At 53.3% G+C, this 19,415-nt stretch carries 14 protein-coding genes, 1 other RNA gene and 1 pseudogene; 1 reads left to right on the top strand and 15 read right to left on the bottom strand.

Features of this window, described 5'->3' with window-relative positions:
* Nucleotides 1-40 precede the first annotated feature (40 nt).
* The 8 genes from OHJ21_RS21505 to OHJ21_RS21470 form a co-directional block, all read right to left on the bottom strand.
* Nucleotides 41-997: an ABC transporter permease gene (locus OHJ21_RS21505; protein WP_100539679.1), complete on the bottom strand. Its 957-nt coding sequence runs from the start codon at nt 995-997 to the stop codon at nt 41-43.
* Between the two features lie 225 nt (nt 998-1,222).
* Nucleotides 1,223-5,059 carry a family 43 glycosylhydrolase gene (locus OHJ21_RS21500; RefSeq protein WP_486021113.1) on the bottom strand — a complete coding sequence of 1,279 codons (3,837 nt, stop codon included), beginning with the start codon at nt 5,057-5,059 and terminating at the stop codon, nt 1,223-1,225.
* Nucleotides 5,060-5,127: 68 nt separating this feature from the next.
* The gene (locus OHJ21_RS21495; RefSeq protein WP_486021112.1) at nt 5,128-5,283 is read right to left on the bottom strand and encodes a hypothetical protein; all 156 of its coding nucleotides are present in this window, start codon (nt 5,281-5,283) and stop codon (nt 5,128-5,130) included.
* Between the two features lie 341 nt (nt 5,284-5,624).
* Nucleotides 5,625-6,869 carry a Gfo/Idh/MocA family protein gene (locus tag OHJ21_RS21490; protein ID WP_100539678.1) on the bottom strand — a complete coding sequence of 415 codons (1,245 nt, stop codon included), beginning with the start codon at nt 6,867-6,869 and terminating at the stop codon, nt 5,625-5,627.
* Between the two features lie 82 nt (nt 6,870-6,951).
* The gene (locus OHJ21_RS21485; protein WP_100539677.1) at nt 6,952-7,773 is read right to left on the bottom strand and encodes a sugar phosphate isomerase/epimerase family protein; all 822 of its coding nucleotides are present in this window, start codon (nt 7,771-7,773) and stop codon (nt 6,952-6,954) included.
* A gap of 38 nt (nt 7,774-7,811) precedes the next feature.
* Entirely contained in the window at nt 7,812-8,981 is a 1,170-nt protein-coding gene (locus tag OHJ21_RS21480) for a dihydrodipicolinate synthase family protein (RefSeq protein WP_220686916.1), read from the bottom strand.
* A 15-nt stretch (nt 8,982-8,996) separates the two neighbouring features.
* Nucleotides 8,997-10,148, bottom strand: coding sequence for a Gfo/Idh/MocA family protein (locus tag OHJ21_RS21475; RefSeq protein ID WP_100539675.1), 1,152 nt, complete (start codon nt 10,146-10,148; stop codon nt 8,997-8,999).
* 258 nt (nt 10,149-10,406) lie between these two features.
* Complete coding sequence (locus OHJ21_RS21470) at nt 10,407-11,243, bottom strand: AraC family transcriptional regulator (RefSeq protein ID WP_100539674.1); 837 nt, start codon at nt 11,241-11,243, stop codon at nt 10,407-10,409.
* Between the two features lie 140 nt (nt 11,244-11,383).
* On the opposite strand from OHJ21_RS21470, the pseudogene OHJ21_RS21465 reads away from it, so the two are divergent.
* Nucleotides 11,384-11,500, top strand: a pseudogene (locus OHJ21_RS21465) (short-chain dehydrogenase); the annotation flags it as partial.
* Nucleotides 11,501-11,666: 166 nt separating this feature from the next.
* On the opposite strand, the gene OHJ21_RS21460 reads toward OHJ21_RS21465, so the two are convergent.
* From OHJ21_RS21460 to OHJ21_RS21430, 7 genes are all read right to left on the bottom strand, one after another.
* Nucleotides 11,667-11,786 carry an AAA family ATPase gene (locus OHJ21_RS21460; protein WP_100539673.1) on the bottom strand — a complete coding sequence of 40 codons (120 nt, stop codon included), beginning with the start codon at nt 11,784-11,786 and terminating at the stop codon, nt 11,667-11,669.
* 861 nt (nt 11,787-12,647) lie between these two features.
* Nucleotides 12,648-13,012: a transfer-messenger RNA gene (gene ssrA, locus OHJ21_RS21455) on the bottom strand.
* Nucleotides 13,013-13,276: 264 nt separating this feature from the next.
* A complete protein-coding gene (gene smpB, locus OHJ21_RS21450; RefSeq protein WP_023966984.1) occupies nt 13,277-13,756 on the bottom strand; it encodes an SsrA-binding protein SmpB in 480 nt (159 codons plus the stop codon).
* Between the two features lie 150 nt (nt 13,757-13,906).
* Nucleotides 13,907-16,546, bottom strand: coding sequence for a ribonuclease R (rnr, locus tag OHJ21_RS21445; protein ID WP_486021304.1), 2,640 nt, complete (start codon nt 16,544-16,546; stop codon nt 13,907-13,909).
* A 195-nt stretch (nt 16,547-16,741) separates the two neighbouring features.
* Nucleotides 16,742-16,972 carry a preprotein translocase subunit SecG gene (gene secG / locus OHJ21_RS21440; protein ID WP_009593367.1) on the bottom strand — a complete coding sequence of 77 codons (231 nt, stop codon included), beginning with the start codon at nt 16,970-16,972 and terminating at the stop codon, nt 16,742-16,744.
* 209 nt (nt 16,973-17,181) lie between these two features.
* Nucleotides 17,182-17,631, bottom strand: coding sequence for a PaaI family thioesterase (locus OHJ21_RS21435; protein ID WP_100539671.1), 450 nt, complete (start codon nt 17,629-17,631; stop codon nt 17,182-17,184).
* 97 nt (nt 17,632-17,728) lie between these two features.
* A complete protein-coding gene (locus OHJ21_RS21430) occupies nt 17,729-19,405 on the bottom strand; it encodes a long-chain-fatty-acid--CoA ligase (RefSeq protein ID WP_100539670.1) in 1,677 nt (558 codons plus the stop codon).
* Nucleotides 19,406-19,415 lie beyond the last annotated feature (10 nt).

The raw sequence follows: 19,415 nt of genomic DNA, 5'->3' as shown, positions 1-19,415 counted from the left end.
CCGGATAAGCTTCGTACAAAACTTGCTTCGGAAGCATGGGCTAGAATAATCCCTGGTCGAATTTCCTGGCCAGTGCGTTAGCCGACAACAGCAGCACCAAGCCGACAATGGACTCGAATAGACCCATGGCCGTGGTCAGACTGAATTGGGCCTTCTGCAGCCCCACTTTGTACACATAGGTGCTGATGACCTCGGCTTTTTCCAGGACTGTGGGATTCTGCAAGTTGTAAACCTGGTCGAACCCTACCTCCATCAAGCGGCCCATGCCCAGGATCAGCAGAAGGATAATCGTAGGACGGAGGCCCGGCAGCGTAATATGCCAGATCTGTCTCAGCTTACCCGCGCCGTCCAAGGCGGTGGATTCATACAAGCTGGGATCAATGGACGAAAGGGCGGCGAGATAGATAATGGCACCGAACCCCATTTCCTTCCACATCCCGGAGCCGATAAAGATCGCGACCCAGGATTCGATGCGATACAAAAACGGCACCGGCTCCATTCCCCATTGCTCCAGCAGCTTGTTAACGGTGCCGCCGTCGATCGAAAACAAGGTGAGAACCAGCCCTGCTACGATGACCCATGACAGAAAGTGGGGAAGATAAATAATCGTTTGAATCCATCGCTTCAGCCATCTTTTTCGAACCTCATTCAGCGCGATGGCGATAATGATCGGCGCGGGAAAACCGAAGATCAGATTCAGAATACTTAATTCGAGGGTATTCCAGATGATCTGCAGCGTAGCGTCGGACTGAAATAAAATCTTGAAATACTTGAGTCCCACCCAAGGGCTGGACAAAATGCCATCGCGGAAATTGTAATCCTTGAAAGCGATCACAAGACCGCCCATAGGAAGATACCGGAATATCACGTAATACAGGATCCCTGGTACGAGCATGAGGAACAGCGGAATATTCTGCCGAAACCTCTTGGTCTCGTAAAAGGCTTGTTTGGCCATCGGCACACTGTCCGTTTCGGCGGTCGCAGGTGTTGTTGGCATGTTCTAACCTTCTTTCTTGGTTAATTGCTTTTCGATGATGTTTATACTGTATCGCAGTCCCACCGGTGCATACCTTAAGAATCTCTAGGTTTTTCTATAGTTTTTTTTGTTTTTCACGTACAGAAAAAAAAGGACGCGAGTTCGCTCGCGTCCTTTTTTGGCGCTTCCCTTTCCCGTTTGCGTTAGCTTTTCATTTAAATGCCAGAGCTTAATGCTTCCTTCAAATTATTGCCGGGACAACAAGAAGCGTCCGTCCCTAAGTAAATAGTTTGCCGCATCGTTCGATATGTGTTCTCCGTCTTGCGCCCGCACCTCGTTAACAAAACTGTTCAAATTGCCATTCTCCAGTTTTTTCTGCAGGCTACGGGCGATTCCGGCATTATCGATTTCCTTGCTCTTGGCAAAACGCGTCACTAATGCCTTTAATGAATTGATACTTGCCACGGTATGGAAAACAACGGTTTTACTGCCTGAATTGCCGGCTAGATCAACTGAAGACACCTCAAGCGTATGTGTTCCCAGCGGCAATGAAAAGAGTGGGATCGTCGTGCCGATCGGATAGGAATACGTATCCAGCGTCACCGTCGTCTTGCTGTTGTCGACCCCTGATGCCGTATCCAGCGTAGTCACTAAAGGGGTCAAATCCTCGCTATCTTCATAGGTGCCGCCATCTCCAGGAATGACAACTTCTATAGTCGGGTCTTTCGTATCCAGCTTAAAGCTGACGGCTTTCGCCATCTCCTCATTCCCTGCTGGATCAACCGAACGATAGGTAACTGTGTAAGTGCCGTCTTGGCTGAATGTGATTGGTGCCGTATAGGTTTGCCAAGTTGTCCCGCCGTCCAGACTGTAGTCGGTTTTTGCAACGCTATCCCGTGGAGCTTTTGCTGACAAACTTACCGTTACCGGATGCGTATACCAGCCATTTTGGCCATTCGGAACTTCTGGCGAAAGAGCCGCGGATGTGATCGGCGCAGTTTTCGATCCTCCCGTAACCATGACTTTGAAATCGTCGAAGTCGATTGAAGCGTTAGCGTAGCCGTCGATGCCGAACAGCTGGCCGGTCAACTTACTGCCGCCTGTATGGCGGAAGAGGAAGTCAGTGGCCGCCGGAACAGGATCATCGTTAATATAAACGGTATAAGTCTTGGCGTCCCAGTTTGCCACCATTTTAATTTTGTACCATGTATTGTATGAAGTGTTCTTGACCGGCTTCTTGGACCCCCCATTCTGTACGATGATTTTACCCGTATCAAAAGCTGTGACCATGGAATAATTGCCGGTGCCGCTGTCATTTCTCACCATGGCACCATTGGCGTACTGAAAGCTGCTGTTTAATCTGGCACGATATTCGATGACGATGCGCTGATCCGCTTCTGCCTTGACCTCGCCTGCAAACGGCAGGAACAAATTTGCCTTGCCCGCAACAGCGGTTGTGGTCAGTCGAAGGAACTTATTCCCGTCCTCTTCTTGCACAGTGGCAGTAGCGCCATTGGTTAGAGCTTCGGTGGTAATGCCGTAAGGGTACTTGCCCGTCTCATCGCCGGAGAAATCCCGGTAGGCGTTATAGGTCACGCCATCCTCGGTAAGGTTAAGTGAGCCAAGCAGGGCTGCTTCCGCTTCAGCAAGGCGATCCAGCGCCTCCTCAAACTGCTCTTCACGCAGATCAGGGTCTACAGACATCTCTTCCGCATGATCCAGCTCAGCCAAGAGAGCATTATACGCATCTTGACTATAGGTTCCCAAGCCTTCGCCCAGCGGATAAGAGAAACCGACTATCCTGCTGCGCATGTTATCTACAATCTCATCAAGACCCCATCCCGGGATCACTTCTACGGAAACGGCAGCAGGAATCTTCTCGCCATTCAGTGTTAATATGACAGGTACCTGAATCGTGCCAAGTGAGTTGAAGTGTATTCCTTCCAGCTTCCAGCTGACCTCGGCGATGCTTATCTCACCCTTGTAATTGACGTCAACAACGCCGGGCAGCCTCGGTGTCACTCCGGAGGGAGTTTTTACTTGAGAAATAATCTGAGGAACCTGAGACGGATCGGGTGTTACTGTTAAGTTGAATTTTGCTTCCTTGCCGCCGTATACGGCTGTAATCACCGTATCCCCCGGCCCAGTGTCATATACCTGACCGGTGACCGTAACCTTGGCCACGTCTGGTTTGCTGCTGAAGTACGTGGCGTCAGCCGACACATCCTGGACTTCATAGGTGTTGTAGCGAGCTGTTAACTGCAGTTGCCCTGTCAGCCCGCTGGTCAGGATGTTGTTCAATCCGCTGATGGCAATGGACTGCACAGACTTAGGTTCAGCGGCAACGGTAACCGTGGCTGTGGCCGTCTTTCCGTTATATGTCGCGGTGATCGTGGCGCTGCCTGCCTTGAGTCCTTTGACCCCCATCCCATCAATATCAGCGACCTCTTTGTTGGAAGAACTGAAGGAAACTCCGCTGTCCACAGGGGAATAGGTAGTGCCTGTTACCGTATACACGGGCAAACTGCGGCTTTCACCTAACCCCAGCGTGTACCCCGGAGAATCGAATAGAATTTCCGACGCAACATCAAGCTTGAATATATCCATGCTGTCAATTTCGGCAAGGTTGGCACCCGTCGAGAAACGGATGGTATTGTTGCCTTGTTTAAGATAGACTTTCACCGTGGAGGCTCCCCAACGATTCCAGCCGGAATAGACGATGTTCAAACGGGCGCCGGAACTGCCGTTTACCGACAAGATATGTGAAGCATCCACCCCATTCGATGAGCCGTTGGCATTGCGCACAGACAGCACATAAAATCCCGCCTCTGGCACGTTGACTGTAAACTGGGCATAATCATTGGCGTTCTTGATATTGGCGATCTTCTTCCCGTCGGAAGCGGTACCTTCCCACCAAACGCCGGGGCCGGTTCCGCCGCTGGGATCTTTCACCAACAGGGCTGCTTCCGCCTCATAGCGCTGACGTGCCGGCTCCCCTGAAGGCTTGGCAATCGGTTTGTTTGGATCGACGGGCTCTCCCAGGTTTGGCGTTCCGTCTGCGTTCCAGATGAATTTCTGCGCTCGGACATTGCGGGTCCACCCTGATCCTGGCCAGCGGGCGGAATGGTAGATAATCCAGTCCTCACTGCCGTCGGGAGAGGTGGTGAGACTGTGGTGACCCGGGCCATAAACGCCGTTGGCGCTGGAGAAAATCGGATTGTCCTGTTTTACCCAGGAGCTGGGGTTCATCAAATCGTCGCCAATCTTGGCCGTGATCAGTCCGAGGCAGTAACTGTCTGTCCAGCTCCCGTTTGCGGAATAGACCAAGTTGATGGTGTTACCGCGTATGTTGACTTGGGGACCTTCGTTGATCCTGCCCGGGGACGTTTCCCAATCATGGTCAGGCGTCGAAATCAATACCCGCTGCGAGCTGATGGTCCGTGGATCGCTCATTTCCGCTATATATAGATTTTGGAAACTCCCATCCGTTTCCTCCCAGCCGGACCAGATGAAATAGTGTTTCTCATTTACAGTCAGCACCGTGCCGTCGATCGCCCAGCGGTCCGTGGAATCGGTTATTTTCCCTTTGAACTCCCAGGTTCCGGTCATCGGACTCTCACTGGCGTTCTCCAGCACATACATGCGGTGGTTTGCGTTGGTTCCGTTGTCAGCCGCGAAGTAAATATACCATTTGTATTTGCCATCGATATCTTTGAGATAGTGCATTTCGGGTGCCCAAACATTGGAACTGTACATGGTACCCTTAACCGGTGTCCAGGCTAGGCTCCTCTCGCCCGCTTCAATGCCGGTGATGGTCATCGATCTGCGGATCATGATGCCGCTGGCGTTGACAAAGACGTTGTAATAATAGCCGTCCGTATGCTTGTAAACCCAAGGGTCGGCTCCTACCTGCATAATCGTATTATAGAAATTTGACACCTCCGACACCGCCGTTGTCGACGCCGACATCGAATCTTTCGCATCGGGCGCCCTGTCCGCCGCCGCAGCCGCTCCTCTCCATTGCGGCAGCATCAGCAGCACCGCGAGACAAAGCAGCAGGTACCTGAATCTTTTCCTGAGCATTAACAGTCCTCCTTGGAATCATATAGCTCTCAGCATTCACCGAAAACACTTTACACTCCTTATTTGCTTTATTGCCGGCGATTCGTCCGAACGTTTCTTCTTCGCACCCCCAGGTTCAGTTTTTTCAACCAATCCATCCGGATGAACCCCTTGAAAGCGATTTCAATCCCGCCCATAGAAAAATACCGGTAAAAGGCGTGTTTGGCCTTCGGAACGCTGTCCATTCCGGCGGCTGCAGGTTGTTGGCATGTTCTAACCTTCTTTCTTGGTTGAATGCTTATCGATATCGTGTATACTGTACCGCAGTCCTTCCAGTTCAAACCTTAAAATTCTCTAGGTTTTTCTTTAGATTTTTTTGTTTTTCGCATACAGATAAAGGGACGCGAAATCTGGTCATAGCCCTGCAAAGTAAACACTTCCTCTAAATAAAGACGTACAGCCTGCCTTGATCTCAACTGATAGGGGGATAAGTGAATCAAAACCCTACTAAGGAAGAGGCAAGAAGGAAACCAGGAAAAGGGGCCCCCTGCCGCGAAGCGGCAACAAGAGCCCGGAAGGGACGCCTCTAATTGGTCGGTCGACCGCTACTTGCACGCATGTCGGCAGGCAACTCGAATCGGCTGTAGCTCTCCATCCTGAACGGAAGGGTCGGCGATGCCCAAGGAAGCGGGTATTCACTGTACAGTTGCCTCTTCGCCGCCACATCCCTCATCTTATCGGACAAGCCGGACAGCAAGCGCACCGTGGAGTCGCTATCCTCCTGCTCGGTCACAAACCGGCCGGGTATGGAGCGAACGGCGCGGGCCGACTCATAGGCTCCATTGGATACCAGTACGAAGCTTCGGCACGCCTCGATCGGTGAGAAGAGCGTCCTGCCCGGGGTCTCGATCGCTTCCAGCAGGTTCTGATACATGTTGCGCATCAAATCGGCCGGGCCAAACGCCAAATCTTCTTCGCCATCCTGCGCGCGAATCGTCAGCTTGTTCTGGTAATTCCAATGTGCCTCCCCGCGCGTCCCGTACACAGCAATGGAAGGCACTTCACTCGTTTCGTGGCAAAGCATGGCGTAAAAATGAACGCTCGCTTCGTTAGCCATAACGACTCGAATACAGGAGATGTCGTCCCCCTCGATGTCGTTGACATGGTAAAGCTCGGCCTGCACCGATTCCGGGTGTAAACCTGGGGCGCCTTCGACTCCGGCCGCCAGCAAGCAATTGTGCAGCAAGTGAGCGAACGGATTGTTGAACGTCCCGTCCAACACATACTGGCCGTCGCTGACCAGTTTGCCGGCCCAGCGGGTTCGATCGTAGTACGAGCGAGAGCGTTTCCACATACCAACGCCGACCACATGCTCCACATGCCCGAGCACGCCGGAGCCAAGCCTTTCCAGCAACGTTCGGAACGCCTGACCCGACGTATTCTGGAAGTTCACCTGGCACAAGCGGCCGGTCTCCCGCTGCACGGCGATCATCTCGTCCAGATCTTGTATCGTTATCGCCGGCGGCTTCTCCACCAGCACGTGAAAGCCCATCCGCATCACCTGGATGCACATCGGCTTGTGGGTGGGGATCGGCGTGACAATCACGACGAAATCGATGTCCGGATGAAGCGTGAGCATCTGCACATAGTCCGTATAATGGATGGCCCCAAGCGCGGTCAGCTTACCGTAAGACTCCTGATGAGCGTCGACATTCGGCTCCGCAAAAGCGACAACCTGCAGGCTGCCCTCTCCGGCCAGCTTCTGCATGATATTCACATGCTGAGCGCCGAATCCCCCGATCCCGATCAGCGTGGTGCGGCAAATCTTCACATTCCTTCCCTCCATTACCTATGCCTTGACAAGCCGGGAAGCGATTCTCCCGGCTAGCCAAAGCCGTAAATAAAAATTCATATCATACGTACTGCAAGTAACGTTCCTTGATTAGCGCGAGCGCTTTGTCTCCCGGCATATCCCATACTTGCTGGTTAAAGATTTCCACCTCGATCGCCCCCGAGTATCCGGCCGTCTCGACGGCATGTCGCATCCGGCGCAGCTCGATAACGCCGTCCCCCATCATCCCTCTGCCCATTAGCAGGTCGGGTACCGGCACGATCCAATCGGAAACGTGGAAACCGAGTATCCGCCCTCTGGCACGCTCAATTTGCGCGTATAGCCCAGGATCCCACCAGACGTGGAACGCGTCGACAACGACGCCGACGTCCTGCGGGTCGTGCTGCTCCGCGAGCGTGTTGGCTTGCGCCAGCGTATTGATGACGGAGCGTTCAGCGGCGTACATCGGGTGCAACGGCTCGATGCCGAGCTTGACTCCGTGCGAGCGAGCGAACGGCACGAGCTCCGCGATCGCCTCTTCGACCGTCTTGCGGGCAAAATCGATATCCCGGTCCGGAGCTGGTCCGCAAACGAGCACGAGTACGTCGGTGCCGAGCTCAGCCGCTTCCTCGACAGCCCGACGGTTGTCGTCCATCCGCTCTTTGCGCGCAGCCGCGGTGGCCGCCGGAAAATAACCTCCGCGGCACAGGCTGGAGACGCGCAGGCCCGCGTCCCGCACAAGCCGCTTGCTCTCGGCCAGGCCGGTCTCGGCCACTTTATGCCGCCACAGCGCGATCCAAGGCACTTCCGCGTGAACGCATGCTTCCACGGCCTCGCGCATATCCAGCCGATCGGTCGTAATCTGGTTCAAGCTGAGTCTGTCTATGGAACGAAGCAGTTCCATGCTGATCCCTCCCGGATTTCAAATATTGCTATAAAAGATTACGGTCGAATACCTGCCAGCGCTAAGACAGGCTTCATCCGTTCGGCGGCAAGCTCTGGATCGGCCAATAGCCCGGCCCGGTCGGCAAGCACGAACAGCTCGGCCAAATGGACGATCGAGCGCGATCCCTCCGCTCCCCCGATCATGCGGAAATGCGGTTGGTGGCCATTCAAGTAGGCCATGAACACAATTCCCGTCTTGTAGGCGAACGTCGGCTTCTGGAAAATATGGCGCGACAGGGCGACGGTAGGCTCCATAATCGCCCCATAACTGACCAGGTCGCCCGCGTCGAGCGCATGAAGCGCCTGGGAAGCGGCCGGAGCGATCGCGTCGAATATGCCGAGGAGCGCATGGCTGTAGCCCTGCTCATCACCCTTGATCAGCTCCGGGTAGTTGAAGTCGTCGCCGGTGTACATCTTGACGCCTTCCGGCAGTAGCCGACGCATCTTGATTTCTTTACCGGCATCGAGCAGCGAGATTTTAATCCCGTCGACCTTGTCCGCGTTTGCCCGAATGACGCGCAAACAAACGTCCATCGCCTCATCCGGATCGTCCTTACACCCCCAATAGCCGGCCAGAGCGGGATCGAACATGTCGCCAAGCCAATGCAGGATAACCGGCTGTTTCACTTGTCCTAAAATGCGCCCATACACCCGCTCGTAGTCCTCTGGCCCTTTCGCGCAAGCGGCAAGTGCGCGGCTCGCCATCAGAATGACTTGACCGCCCTCGCCTTCAATGAAGCCAACTTGCTCTTCATAGGCAGCTTCCACGTCGTATATCGTGACCGACGGTCCCGGGAGCAGATGATCGGTTCCCGCGCCGCAGGCGATTTTGCCGCCAACCGAGCACGCTTCCGCGATCGAAGCGCGGATAAGCTCCTTCGAGCGGTTCCAGTCGAGGCCCATCCCGCGCTGCGCGGTATCCATCGCTTCCGCCACAGCCAGACCGAGCGACCACAGATGGTGCCGGTAGGCGAGGGTCGAGTTCCAATCGATCTGCGTGTGATGCAGCGGATCGGCATCCGCAAACGGATCGCAGACGACATGGGCGGCCGAGAAGGCGATACGGCCCGTAAACGGCTTGGTCGACACAGCAAACGAGCCGGCTTTGCCAAGAGCATATTCATACAACGCTCCCCCTGCGCGGGGGAGGAGCAGCGATTTAGTCATCTGTACTCTCCTCCTTTACAGGCTTAGCTTCGGCACGTCGATCCAGCGGCGCTTCTGCCACGACTGTAAGCTGAGATCGGCAAGCTGGGTGCCCTTCGCACCTTCGAGCAGATCCCACGGGAACGACGTGTCGATGACGACATGCTTCAAGAACATTTCCCATTGCACCTTGAACGCGTTGTCGAACGACGCGTTGTCCGGCACCTGCACCCATTGGTCGCGGAACTGGAATGGATTCGGAATGTCCGGATTCCATACTGGCTTCGGCGTGTTGACCCAATGCTGCGTCTTGCAGTCGCGCAAGCCCGCCACGGCGCTGCCTTCGGTGCCGTCGACCGTAACCGTAAGCAGATCGTCTCGATCTACGCGCACCGCCCAGGACGAGTTGGCCTGCACGATAATGCCGCCTTCCAGCTCAAACATGGCGTACGCCGCATCATCTGCCGTGCAGTCGTAGGGAACGCCCTGCTCGTCCAAACGTTTCGGAATATGCGTAGCGGCAAGACAGGAAACTGCCTTCACTTCCCCGAACAAATTCTCGAGCACATAGCGCCAGTGTGCAAACATGTCGACGATAATGCCACCACCGTCTTCCTTGCGGTAGTTCCATGAAGGCCGCTGACCTGGCTGCCAGTCGCCCTCAAATACCCAATAGCCGAACTCCATCCGCACAGACAAGATGCGCCCGAAGAAGCCGGAGTCGATCAAGCGCTTCAGCTTAAGCAATCCGGGTAAAAATAGCTTGTCTTGCACGACGCCGTTTCTCACCCCCGCCTCGGCGGCGATGCGGGCCAGTTCGAGCGCTCCTTCGAGATCGACGGCCGTCGGCTTCTCGCAATAAATATGCTTGCCCGCCGCGATCGCCTGCTTGATGCTTTCCGCGCGGCGCACCGTCGTCTGGCTATCGAAATAAATTTCATTGTATGGATCGGCGAGGCATGCTTCAAGATCGGTGCTCCAACGCTCGACGCCGTAGGCGGCGGCCAGCGCCTGCAGCTTGTTCTCCTGCCGGCCGACCAGAATCGGGTCGGGCATTATGACGTCTCCGCCCGATAGCGCGACGCCCCCCTGCTTGCGAATTGCAAGAATCGAACGGATTAAATGCTGGTTGGTTCCCATCCGTCCGGTAACGCCGTTCATAATAATGCCGATGTTGCGAACTGCCATCTTTCATTGCCCCCTTCGCTTCGTATATCCGTATTATAGTCGGTGCGAAACCGCTTTTCTTACGATTCCGGGAACACGATTCTCAATTTCGGAAGCGAATTGTTCGAGCGAAAAACAACATCCCCCGCGGGCGCTTAGCCAATGGGGGATGAAGGGGGAATTACGTTTCAATCAATCGGCCAGTCGGCCGCTGATCGCATTCTTGTTCGTTTGATCGCACGTTTGTGCGCTCGTTTGTCCTTTTTGACGGAAGGCTGCCTACTCGGCTTGCGCGGGTGCGTTCAGCTCCCGGTACGTTTTCGGCGACAGCTTGGCGACAGCCTTGAACGACCGGTAAAACGTGGACACGGAGTCATAACCAACCTCGAAGCAGATCGAAATAATGTCCTTGCCCGTTTCGGCCAGCAGCTTCTGGGCGACGCGGATGCGCACCTCGGTCAAATATTGCATCGGTGTCATGTCGTACCGTTCCTTGAAGATGTTGTTCACGTGCCGTGTGCTGATGCCCAGCTTGGATGCGATGTCCCCCGCGGTCAGCGGATCAAAATACTGTGAATCGATATAGCTGCGTATTTTCTCAGCGCGCAGCCTGTTGGAGCTGGAGCCCGCTCCGGCGGCCTCTGCTCCGGCCGGACGAACCAGCAAGAGCAGCAGCTGAGACAGCTGGACTTTGAGCGATAGACGGATGAGCGGCGACAGCTCCCTGGACTGCTCGAACAGCATTTTCCTCAGCAACTGACGCAGCTCGCTCGCGGCAAACAATCCCGGTTTCATCAGACAGGAGTCCGGGAAATAGGCGTGGAGCAGCTGCTCCTTCATATCCGGATCGAGCACCGCCTCATCAAACGCCAACACTAGCAAGGTCAGCCTAGAGTCGGACATGACCGAGTGGACGGAATACGGCACGATCAGCGCCGTATCGTCGACCACTAGCTTCCGTTCCTCCCCCCCCAGCCGGATAGCGCCTTCGCCCTCCAGCACAAACAGCATCTGGTGCGTCTGGTGATAGTGCTCAGACACGAGATGTCCGCCCGTATGCTTCTGCTCGTATAAATCTATCGCATTCCTGGACAAGTCAATCCATTTAATCGTCACGGCGAAGCCTCCGTTTTATTGAAGCGTTTCATTTAAAGCCATTTTAGCGCGATCGGCGGCTTCGGACAACATTTTAGAATAAGCGCAGCCCGGACACCGCAAGCACCACCGAGCTGCAGCTTTATTGAGGCCTTCAGGTCCATCTGTCCATGCTGTTCGCTCCTTTTTTCGTGGCAAAAGAATTAGGGGCGATCATTAACGTCACATTCGGGCTGGCTTTTACACCATTTACGATTGCCCTTATTTACTCAACCAGCAATGGTTTGAAACGGTTAGTTGTGGCTGTTCACGGCGTCAAAGGATTAAGTAGATTATAAAGGGAGGAGCTTTTCAAGGCATAGCTCAGACGAATCCAATTTCACCCTTACAAAATAAAATTTGCAGAAATTCAATTGGCTTTCTCACTAATTTCCTATTTACTCATCATGCATTCGTTTTACCTGATCCATTTTCACCAATCAGAGTGTTTACCTCATGTGTGAATTTAAAATCCACATTTTTATAGTTTCTAAAGTTACATATGGTTAATTTAAAAATATGCATTGAGGTGGACCTCCCAAAAACCCCTTTTTCTATATTCCACCATACGAATACAATAACAACTCATAAAAATTTTATGAGCAGAGAATAGCGATGCTCCTACTCCAAGAAGAATTCGCTGACACGAACACTTCCGATCCCGTCCGCGTGCTCGCACAACAAGGCTCGAATACGTATCAATTTTGTCAATTGGCACGCCACTTGAAACCAGTAGCCTTTTTATGTCCTCATTACTATAGTTATGCCCAAGAAACGCTAGCACAGCTCTAAAATCATTAGCAGAAACTTTATTGCCCTTCAAATCGATTTCATCACTACAAATATCTATTCCATAATTTTCAGTATCTGCCTTCCTTGACATGAATACTTTTCAAAAAGATTCGTAATTTCTTGTTTAATATTTTCTAGTCGTATATGTTTACGTCCCCCCAGGTATTGCTTCCATTTTATCGTTTGGGCTTTACAAAGTGTAGGAAAGTGATTGTATAGTGTTTTTTTATTACAACCAATTTCATCGGCGATCGCTTGTACGTGCATATATCCATTGCTTGAGAGTATTTTTTCTTATTTGGAATGTTATTTTTAAAAATGAAAGGCTGGTCAGCGACAAATGCCCTCTCTTAAACTGTGTGGGTCCACCTTAAACTCCCGCCAGTCAAAAGCTTTTTAAGACTGGATATAAAAAAAGTCCCTGTATGGGACTTTTAACTCTCATAATTGTCAATCTGCCATTCAACGAGTCAAAACGAGATACAAGCAAAGTTAACTTTGACTGTTGTTATTTTTGCTGCAATGCATGTCATAAAGGTTCTCTTTTATTTTCACGCAAAAAAGCGACCTCACAAGGTCGCTTTTCGATTTTATGTATGGAGGCGAGGGGAGTCGAACCCCTGTCCGAAGATAACGACAACACAAGCTTCTACGGGTGTAGTGACAGATTTGATGTCACCCTAGAGACTCCCTGTCACCGGATTCCCTTCAGGTCAGCCTGATTGTCTTCTTCAGCTAGCCCCAGGCGGAGACTAGACAGCGTATCCCACTAAAGTTGAGCCCTCATCCCGGTACATGGGCGATACAGAGCGAGAGCACGCTCACAGGTTATTAAGCTGCGAAAGCGTAGTTGTTTTGTTGTTTGCCGTTTAATTGGCTTTAGCGTTGATGAAGTGGACGCGTCCCCACTACCCGCTACTCATGCCCGAACTATCCCCGTCGAATCCAAAAACGCCCCCTTAAGTTGGAGAAATGCCGGTGCTTCGCACCTGAGCGTTCCTGCCAAAAAGGGCTATCGGATTAAATCAAAGAATGTATTCAGTCATAGCAGTCCATCTATTGCGCATTCTTTCCCTCCAAGAAAGGAATACGCAGGCTGTATGCTGATTGTCAAAGATCTTATTGATCTCTCTTACATCACCTAGTATATCACACTTTACATCAAAATAATATATACAATGCAGGTAACACAGCTAAAAGCTGCCATCCGGCTAGTTGCTCCATTATCTTGCAATCTTCTGCTTCTCGCGCAGTGCACGCTGGATATCGCGCTGTGCATCCTTCTTGGCGGCATCGGCACGCTTGTCGTACTGACGCTTACCTTTACCGAGGCCAAGCAACAACTTCGCATAGCCGTTACGGATGTAGACTTTCAGCGGTACAATCGCGTAGCCATCCTGCTTGGACAGGCCCAGCAGCTTGCGGATCTGCTCCTTATGCAGCAGCAGCTTCCGTGTCCGCGTTGGATCCGTTGGATTGTTACGGTTCCCCTGCTCGAACGGGCTGATATGCATGTTATGGATATGAATCTCGCCATTCCGAATGGTTGCGAACGCGTCTCCAATATTGGCACGGCCGTTCCGTATGGATTTGATCTCCGTTCCGGTCAGGACCATCCCGGCTTCATACGTATCCTCGATGAAGTAATCATGGGAAGCTTTTTTGTTCTGGGCCAGAACCTTCCCGTCACTTTTCTTACCCATGGTCTCACCCCTTGTCATCAACAATGATAATGGAAAAAGGACTTCCGGCAGACCGCCAATTGCAATCTCACCAGAAGTCCATTGTATCAAACGTCAGCCTCTAAAAGCAAGGTGGGGCAAGCACCTCCAGCGTTAGTCAGGAGGAGAATGTTACTTTTTCTTCTTGCGGACAAAAGCGGCTGTGCCGTTTCCGCCCTTGCTCTTCCGTTTGCGGCCACCGCCACCACCGGAGTTGCCACCAGCATTACCGCCTGGTGTTGGACCTTCGCCGATGAAAATGCCGCTGCCCGACGTCTTCTTGCGTCGGTTCTTCCCACCGGCACCGCCAGAGCTGCGTGCATTGCGGTCAAAGCCGAGAGCGCCGCCCCCAGCGGAGCTGTATCCGCCTTTGCCGGAGCCAAAGGCAAAGTTCGACGCCTGCTGTTCGCTTGCGCCAGCACCAGCGCCTGCTCCAGCTAGCGCCTCGCCGCTGCGCTTGCCGCGGCCGCCCTGGCCGCCGGCGCTGTCACTGCGGCGTCCGCCTGGCGCGCCGGCTTCAGCCGCGCCGCGCTTACCGCCGCGGCCCTTACCCCCGCGGGCTGCGCCATCGCGGGCACCGAATCCGCGGCCGCCATTGCCGCCGCGGTCGCCTTCGCCGCGCCCTTGGCGGCGCGGCTTCATATCCACCATCTCAAAATCGATGGTGTGATCGTCCATGTTCACCTTCGCCACGCGAACCTTCACATCATCACCGATGCGGTATACCTTCGAGGTCCGCTCCCCGATCAGCGCCATATGGCCCTCATCGAAGTGATAATAATCGTCGGTCATCGCGCTGAGGCGAATCAAGCCTTCGACCGTATTCTCCAGCTCAATGAACATGCCGAAGCTGGTCACGCTGCTGATAATGCCTTCGAACTCTTCGCCGACCTTATCCAGCATGAACTCGGCTTTCTTGAGCGCTTCCGTATCCCGCTCCGCATCCACAGCCACACGCTCGCGCTCGGAAGATTGCTGAGCGATGTCAGCCATCCGGCCGGCGAGATGCTCATGGCGCTTCTCATTGAGCGCGCCGCCGCTCTCCAGCACTTCCCGGATGACCCGGTGAATGACCAGATCGGGATAACGCCGGATCGGAGACGTAAAGTGAGAGTAATATTCCGCAGCAAGGCCAAAGTGGCCCGTACTTTCCGCGTCATATTTCGCCTGCTTCATCGAGCGAAGCATCATCGTGCTGAGCACCGTTTGCTCCTTCGTGCCTTGAATGGCTTCCAGCAGGTTTTGCAGTGCGCGTGGATGGATCGAGTTGCCCCGTCCCTTCACCTGATGCCCGAAATTGGCCGCGAACGCCATAAAGTTCTGCAGCTTCTCCTGATCCGGATCCTCATGGATCCGGTAGATGAACGGTACCTTCAGCCAGTGGAAATGCTCAGCTACGGTTTCGTTGGCCGCCAGCATGAATTCTTCAATGATCTGCTCCGCGATCGAGCGTTCTCTTTTGACGATATCCACGGCTTTGCCGTTCTCGTCCACAATGACCTTGGATTCCACAAAATCAAAATCCACCGCGCCACGGCGCATCCGGTGGTTCCGCAGCTTCAGCGCCAGCTCGCGCATCAAGCGGAAATCCTCCACGAGGTCACTATAGCGCTCAATCAGCTCCGGATCCTCATCCACCAGGATTTTTCTCACATTGTTATACGTCATCCGTTCTTTCGTACGGATAACACTCGTAAAGATATCGTGCTTCACGACTTTCATCTGATCGTTGAATTCCATCTCACAGGACATCGTCAGACGATCCACCTGCGGATTCAAGCTGCATATGCCGTTAGACAGACGATGCGGCAGCATCGGAATCACACGATCCACCAAATACACGCTGCAGCCGCGATTGTAAGCTTCCTTATCCAGCTCGGAGCGCTCTCGGACGTAATAGCTGACATCGGCAATATGGACGCCCAGACGGTAGTTCCCGTTCGGCAGACGCTCCACGTTCACCGCATCATCGAGATCCTTGGCATCTTCGCCGTCAATCGTCACGATGTTCAAGCCGCGCAAATCCCGGCGTCCCTGCTGTACAATCTCATCTTCCGTAATGGAATCCGGCGCTGCATCCGCTTCAGCCAGCACTTCCTCCGGAAAGCCTTCCGGCAGCTGATGCTTGCGGATAATGGACAGAATGTCGACACCCGGATCATCCTTGTGACCCAGAATCTCCACCACTTCGCCCTCTGCCGCAGCTCTTCCTTCCGGATAGCTCACCAGCTTCACCACGACCTTCACGCCATCAACGGCGCCGTTCATCGCATGCTTCGGAATAAAAATATCCCGGTTGATCCGCTTGTCATCCGGCAGCACGAAGCCATAGGCTTCATGGTTCTGGAATACACCCACGACTTGGGTGACGGCGCGCGTCACGATACGGACCACTTCGCCTTCCATTTTGCCGCCATCGTTCTGTTTGGAACTGATCCGGATAAGCACGATATCTCCATTCATCGCACTCTTCAGATCATTGGCATGAATGTACACATCCGGGTGCTCGCGATCATCGGGAATCAGAAAGGCAAAACCCTTCGCATGAGCCTGCAGACGTCCGCGCAGCAAATTCATCCGTTCCGGCACGCCATAACGCTGGGTGCTGGTCAGAATGATTTTTCCGGATTGCTCAAGCTCATTCAGCAGCTTCAAGAATTCCTTGAATTCATGGGCATCCTTAATGGCAAAATGCTGCTCCAATTCCTGGTACGTCATCGGTTTGTATGCAGTTTCCCGCATAAAATTCAGTAATATTTCTTCAGTTATCATCATTATCACCTCGGGGAACCTGCAATTTCATCGTTCCGCTATCCATTCTTTACCTTCATATACTCATACCCTAGTATACACGAATTTAATCCCCGGTATCCTTCCGAACACCGTCTTAACCTATGTATTCCGAAATTCAGGCAATAAAAAACCCCCGCTCTTCCAAGAGTGAAAAAGCGAGGGTAACGTTAATTGTTATTTCAACATAGCAACAACGATGGCCAAAATCATAAATCCTGCTGCAAGACCTACCGTTGTACGCTGCAGTACGAGATCCATACCGCGAGCCTTCGTTTTACCAAAAAGATGTTCCGCACCGCCGGAGATGGCACCGGCAAGACCTGCGCTTTTCCCCTTTTGGAGAAGAACGACAGTAATCAACCCGATGGAGAAAATAACAAGCAACACTTCAAAAAATACAACCATGACTTCCACCTCCTACGTATGTAAACATCTGAATTTATGATCTGAAGAGACATTCTAGATTCTACATGAAAAACAGCATTTTTATTGTACCACAGCTTTATCGACCTGACAAGGAGTAAGCGGGAACACTATTTCAGCTCACCAAAAAAATAAATGGCCTGCCCCTCCATCGTTGGCAGACCATCTGTTTCATAGCAGCCAAGGCTGCTTTATTTCACTCGGAAGGACCCTGTGCTGATCGCGACAAGCTCATCCTTCTCATTCGTAATCCTGCACTCCGTTGTGACCGAACGATGCGTCTGATGCACGATGCTTGCCGTCACGGTAAGAACTCCCGCCCTGGCCGGCATGACAAAATGCACGTTCAGATTGCTCGTCACCGTCGATTCGCCCGGGCGCTCCAGCATGACGGCAACGCCCATGGCGTTATCCATCAATGAGGAGAGTACGCCGCCATGCACGATGCCCATCATATTCATATGATGAGGCTGGGCATCCAGCGTCACAACAACCGCCTCCGAGCTGGCAGACGCAAGCTTGCAGCCGAGATATCCCCAGAAGGTGGGCTCCGCCGCTTGGGTCATGGCCTCAATGTACGCCTCCCGGTCGAATTCCGGCTGTCCGGCCTTCGTATCCGGATTGGCATTGGTATGATTCATCAGGCCGCCTCCTTTTTTCTTATGACGTCGTTAGTACTGTATCCATTTCAGCGGGATACCATGAATCGCCTATCCTGCCGACTCCGCTATTCTGCGCTTAGCCTGTTTTGCCTTCCTCTTCTTCCTCCAGCAGCTTGCGGCGCAGCACCTTGCCTACCATCGTCTTCGGCAGCGAATCGCGGAACACGTACTCGCGCGGCACCTTATAGGCAGCCAGCTGACTGCGGCAAAACTTCTCAAGGCCCGAAGGGTCCGGAGACGCGCCATCCTTCAGCACAATATAAGCTCTCACGGTTTCGCCGCGATAATCATCCTTCGTTCCGACCACGACGGCTTCTTTCACTGAGGGATGCTCATACAGCACTTCCTCGATCTCCCGAGGATAAATATTGAAACCGCTTGCAATGATCATGTCTTTCTTGCGGTCGATGATCGTAAAATACCCCTCTTCGTCCATCGTGGCCATATCGCCCGTGAACAGCCAGCCGTTGCGGAGCGTATCAAACGTCTCCTCCGGCCGATTCCAGTATCCCATCATCACCTGGGGACCTTTCACGATCAGCTCGCCAGGCTCGCCGACCGGCATTTCTTCACCCGTATCGGGATCGACCACCTTGGCATCCGTATCCGGAACGGGTACGCCAATGGTGCCGATTTTTCGCCTTCCCCAGATTGGATTCACATGGGTAACCGGGGAAGCTTCGGTCAGGCCGTAGCCTTCGATCAACCGCCCTCTGGTCAGCTCCTCGAACTTATCCTGCACCTCGACCGGCAGCCCGGCAGAGCCGCTGACACAAGCATTGATCGACGACAGATCATATTCCTTGATCCGCGGGTGATTAATCAGTGCGATATACATGGTCGGCGCGCCCGGAAAGAGCGTCGGCTTCATTTTTTTGATCAGGTTCAGAATCATTGTCACTTCGAATTTCGGTACCAATATCAGCATGCCGGCACGGTAGATCGCCTGGTTCAGCAGCACGGTCAACCCGAATACGTGAAAACAGGGCAGAACCGCCAGATACCGCTCCTTCCCATCCTCCACCTGAAAGCACCAGTTGGCGGATTGCACGGTGTTGGCGATCAGATTCATATGCGTCAGCATGACGCCTTTGGGAACACCGGTCGTGCCGCCGGTATATTGGAGCAGTGCCAAGTCCGTCTCCGCCTTCACGGATTCGCAGATCGGGTCATTCGGCGCGCTCGCAAGCAGCTTTTTGAAGGCATGGACCCGGCTTCCATAGTTGACGACCGGAAGGGGACCCTCCTTCTTGGCTTTGATCGGGTAGAGAAGGTTCTTGGGGAACGGAAGGTAATCCGCCACGGACGTAACAATCATATGCTCCAGGTCCGTTTCCTCGATGACTTTCTCAACGCGGGACACAAACATATCCATCGTGATGATGATCTTGGCACCGGAATCCTTCATCTGATGCGCAATTTCCCGCTCCATATAGAGCGGGTTGGTCATGACGGCTACGGCTCCGGCCAGCAGCACGCCATAATACGACATCACCACCTGCGGGCAGTTGGGCAGCATAATCGCTACCCGGTCGCCCTTCTTAATCCCTTTGCTGCGGAGTGCGTTTGCCATACGATAGGACGACTCCAGCAGACTTCTGTAGTTGATCGTCTTGCCCATGAAATACAGGGCCGGACGGTTCGGAAACTTCTGCGCCGACGTCACAAGAAATAGTGCCAAATTCTGTTTCGGATAATCAAAAGCGGGGGCTACTTCGGGCGGATAAAACGGCAGCCAAGGCTTTGTATCCATACAAAACCAA

Origin of the sequence: Virgibacillus sp. LDC1 (genome assembly GCF_025792345.1) — a bacterium.
GTDB classification, from domain to species: Bacteria; Bacillota; Bacilli; order Paenibacillales; family Paenibacillaceae; genus Paenibacillus_AQ; species Paenibacillus_AQ lautus.
Note: the sequence above shows the minus strand (reverse complement) of the source record. Positions and strands in the feature narration are given on the sequence as shown.

Bases quoted from the DNA above. Each gene is read 5' to 3' on its own strand.
- OHJ21_RS21485 (WP_100539677.1), bottom strand. From the start codon at position 7,773: ATGGAACTGCTTCGTTCCATAGACAGACTCAGCTTGAACCAGATTACG.
- secG (WP_009593367.1), bottom strand. From the start codon at position 16,972: ATGGTTGTATTTTTTGAAGTGTTGCTTGTTATTTTCTCCATCGGGTTG.
- OHJ21_RS21460 (WP_100539673.1), bottom strand. From the start codon at position 11,786: ATGCATATTTTTAAATTAACCATATGTAACTTTAGAAACTATAAAAAT.
- OHJ21_RS21480 (WP_220686916.1), bottom strand. From the start codon at position 8,981: ATGACTAAATCGCTGCTCCTCCCCCGCGCAGGGGGAGCGTTGTATGAA.
- OHJ21_RS21430 (WP_100539670.1), bottom strand. From the start codon at position 19,405: ATGGATACAAAGCCTTGGCTGCCGTTTTATCCGCCCGAAGTAGCCCCC.
- rnr (WP_486021304.1), bottom strand. From the start codon at position 16,546: ATGATAACTGAAGAAATATTACTGAATTTTATGCGGGAAACTGCATAC.
- OHJ21_RS21495 (WP_486021112.1), bottom strand. From the start codon at position 5,283: ATGGACAGCGTTCCGAAGGCCAAACACGCCTTTTACCGGTATTTTTCT.
- OHJ21_RS21500 (WP_486021113.1), bottom strand. From the start codon at position 5,059: ATGCTCAGGAAAAGATTCAGGTACCTGCTGCTTTGTCTCGCGGTGCTG.
- OHJ21_RS21475 (WP_100539675.1), bottom strand. From the start codon at position 10,148: ATGGCAGTTCGCAACATCGGCATTATTATGAACGGCGTTACCGGACGG.
- OHJ21_RS21435 (WP_100539671.1), bottom strand. From the start codon at position 17,631: ATGAATCATACCAATGCCAATCCGGATACGAAGGCCGGACAGCCGGAA.
- OHJ21_RS21505 (WP_100539679.1), bottom strand. From the start codon at position 997: ATGCCAACAACACCTGCGACCGCCGAAACGGACAGTGTGCCGATGGCC.
- smpB (WP_023966984.1), bottom strand. From the start codon at position 13,756: ATGGGTAAGAAAAGTGACGGGAAGGTTCTGGCCCAGAACAAAAAAGCT.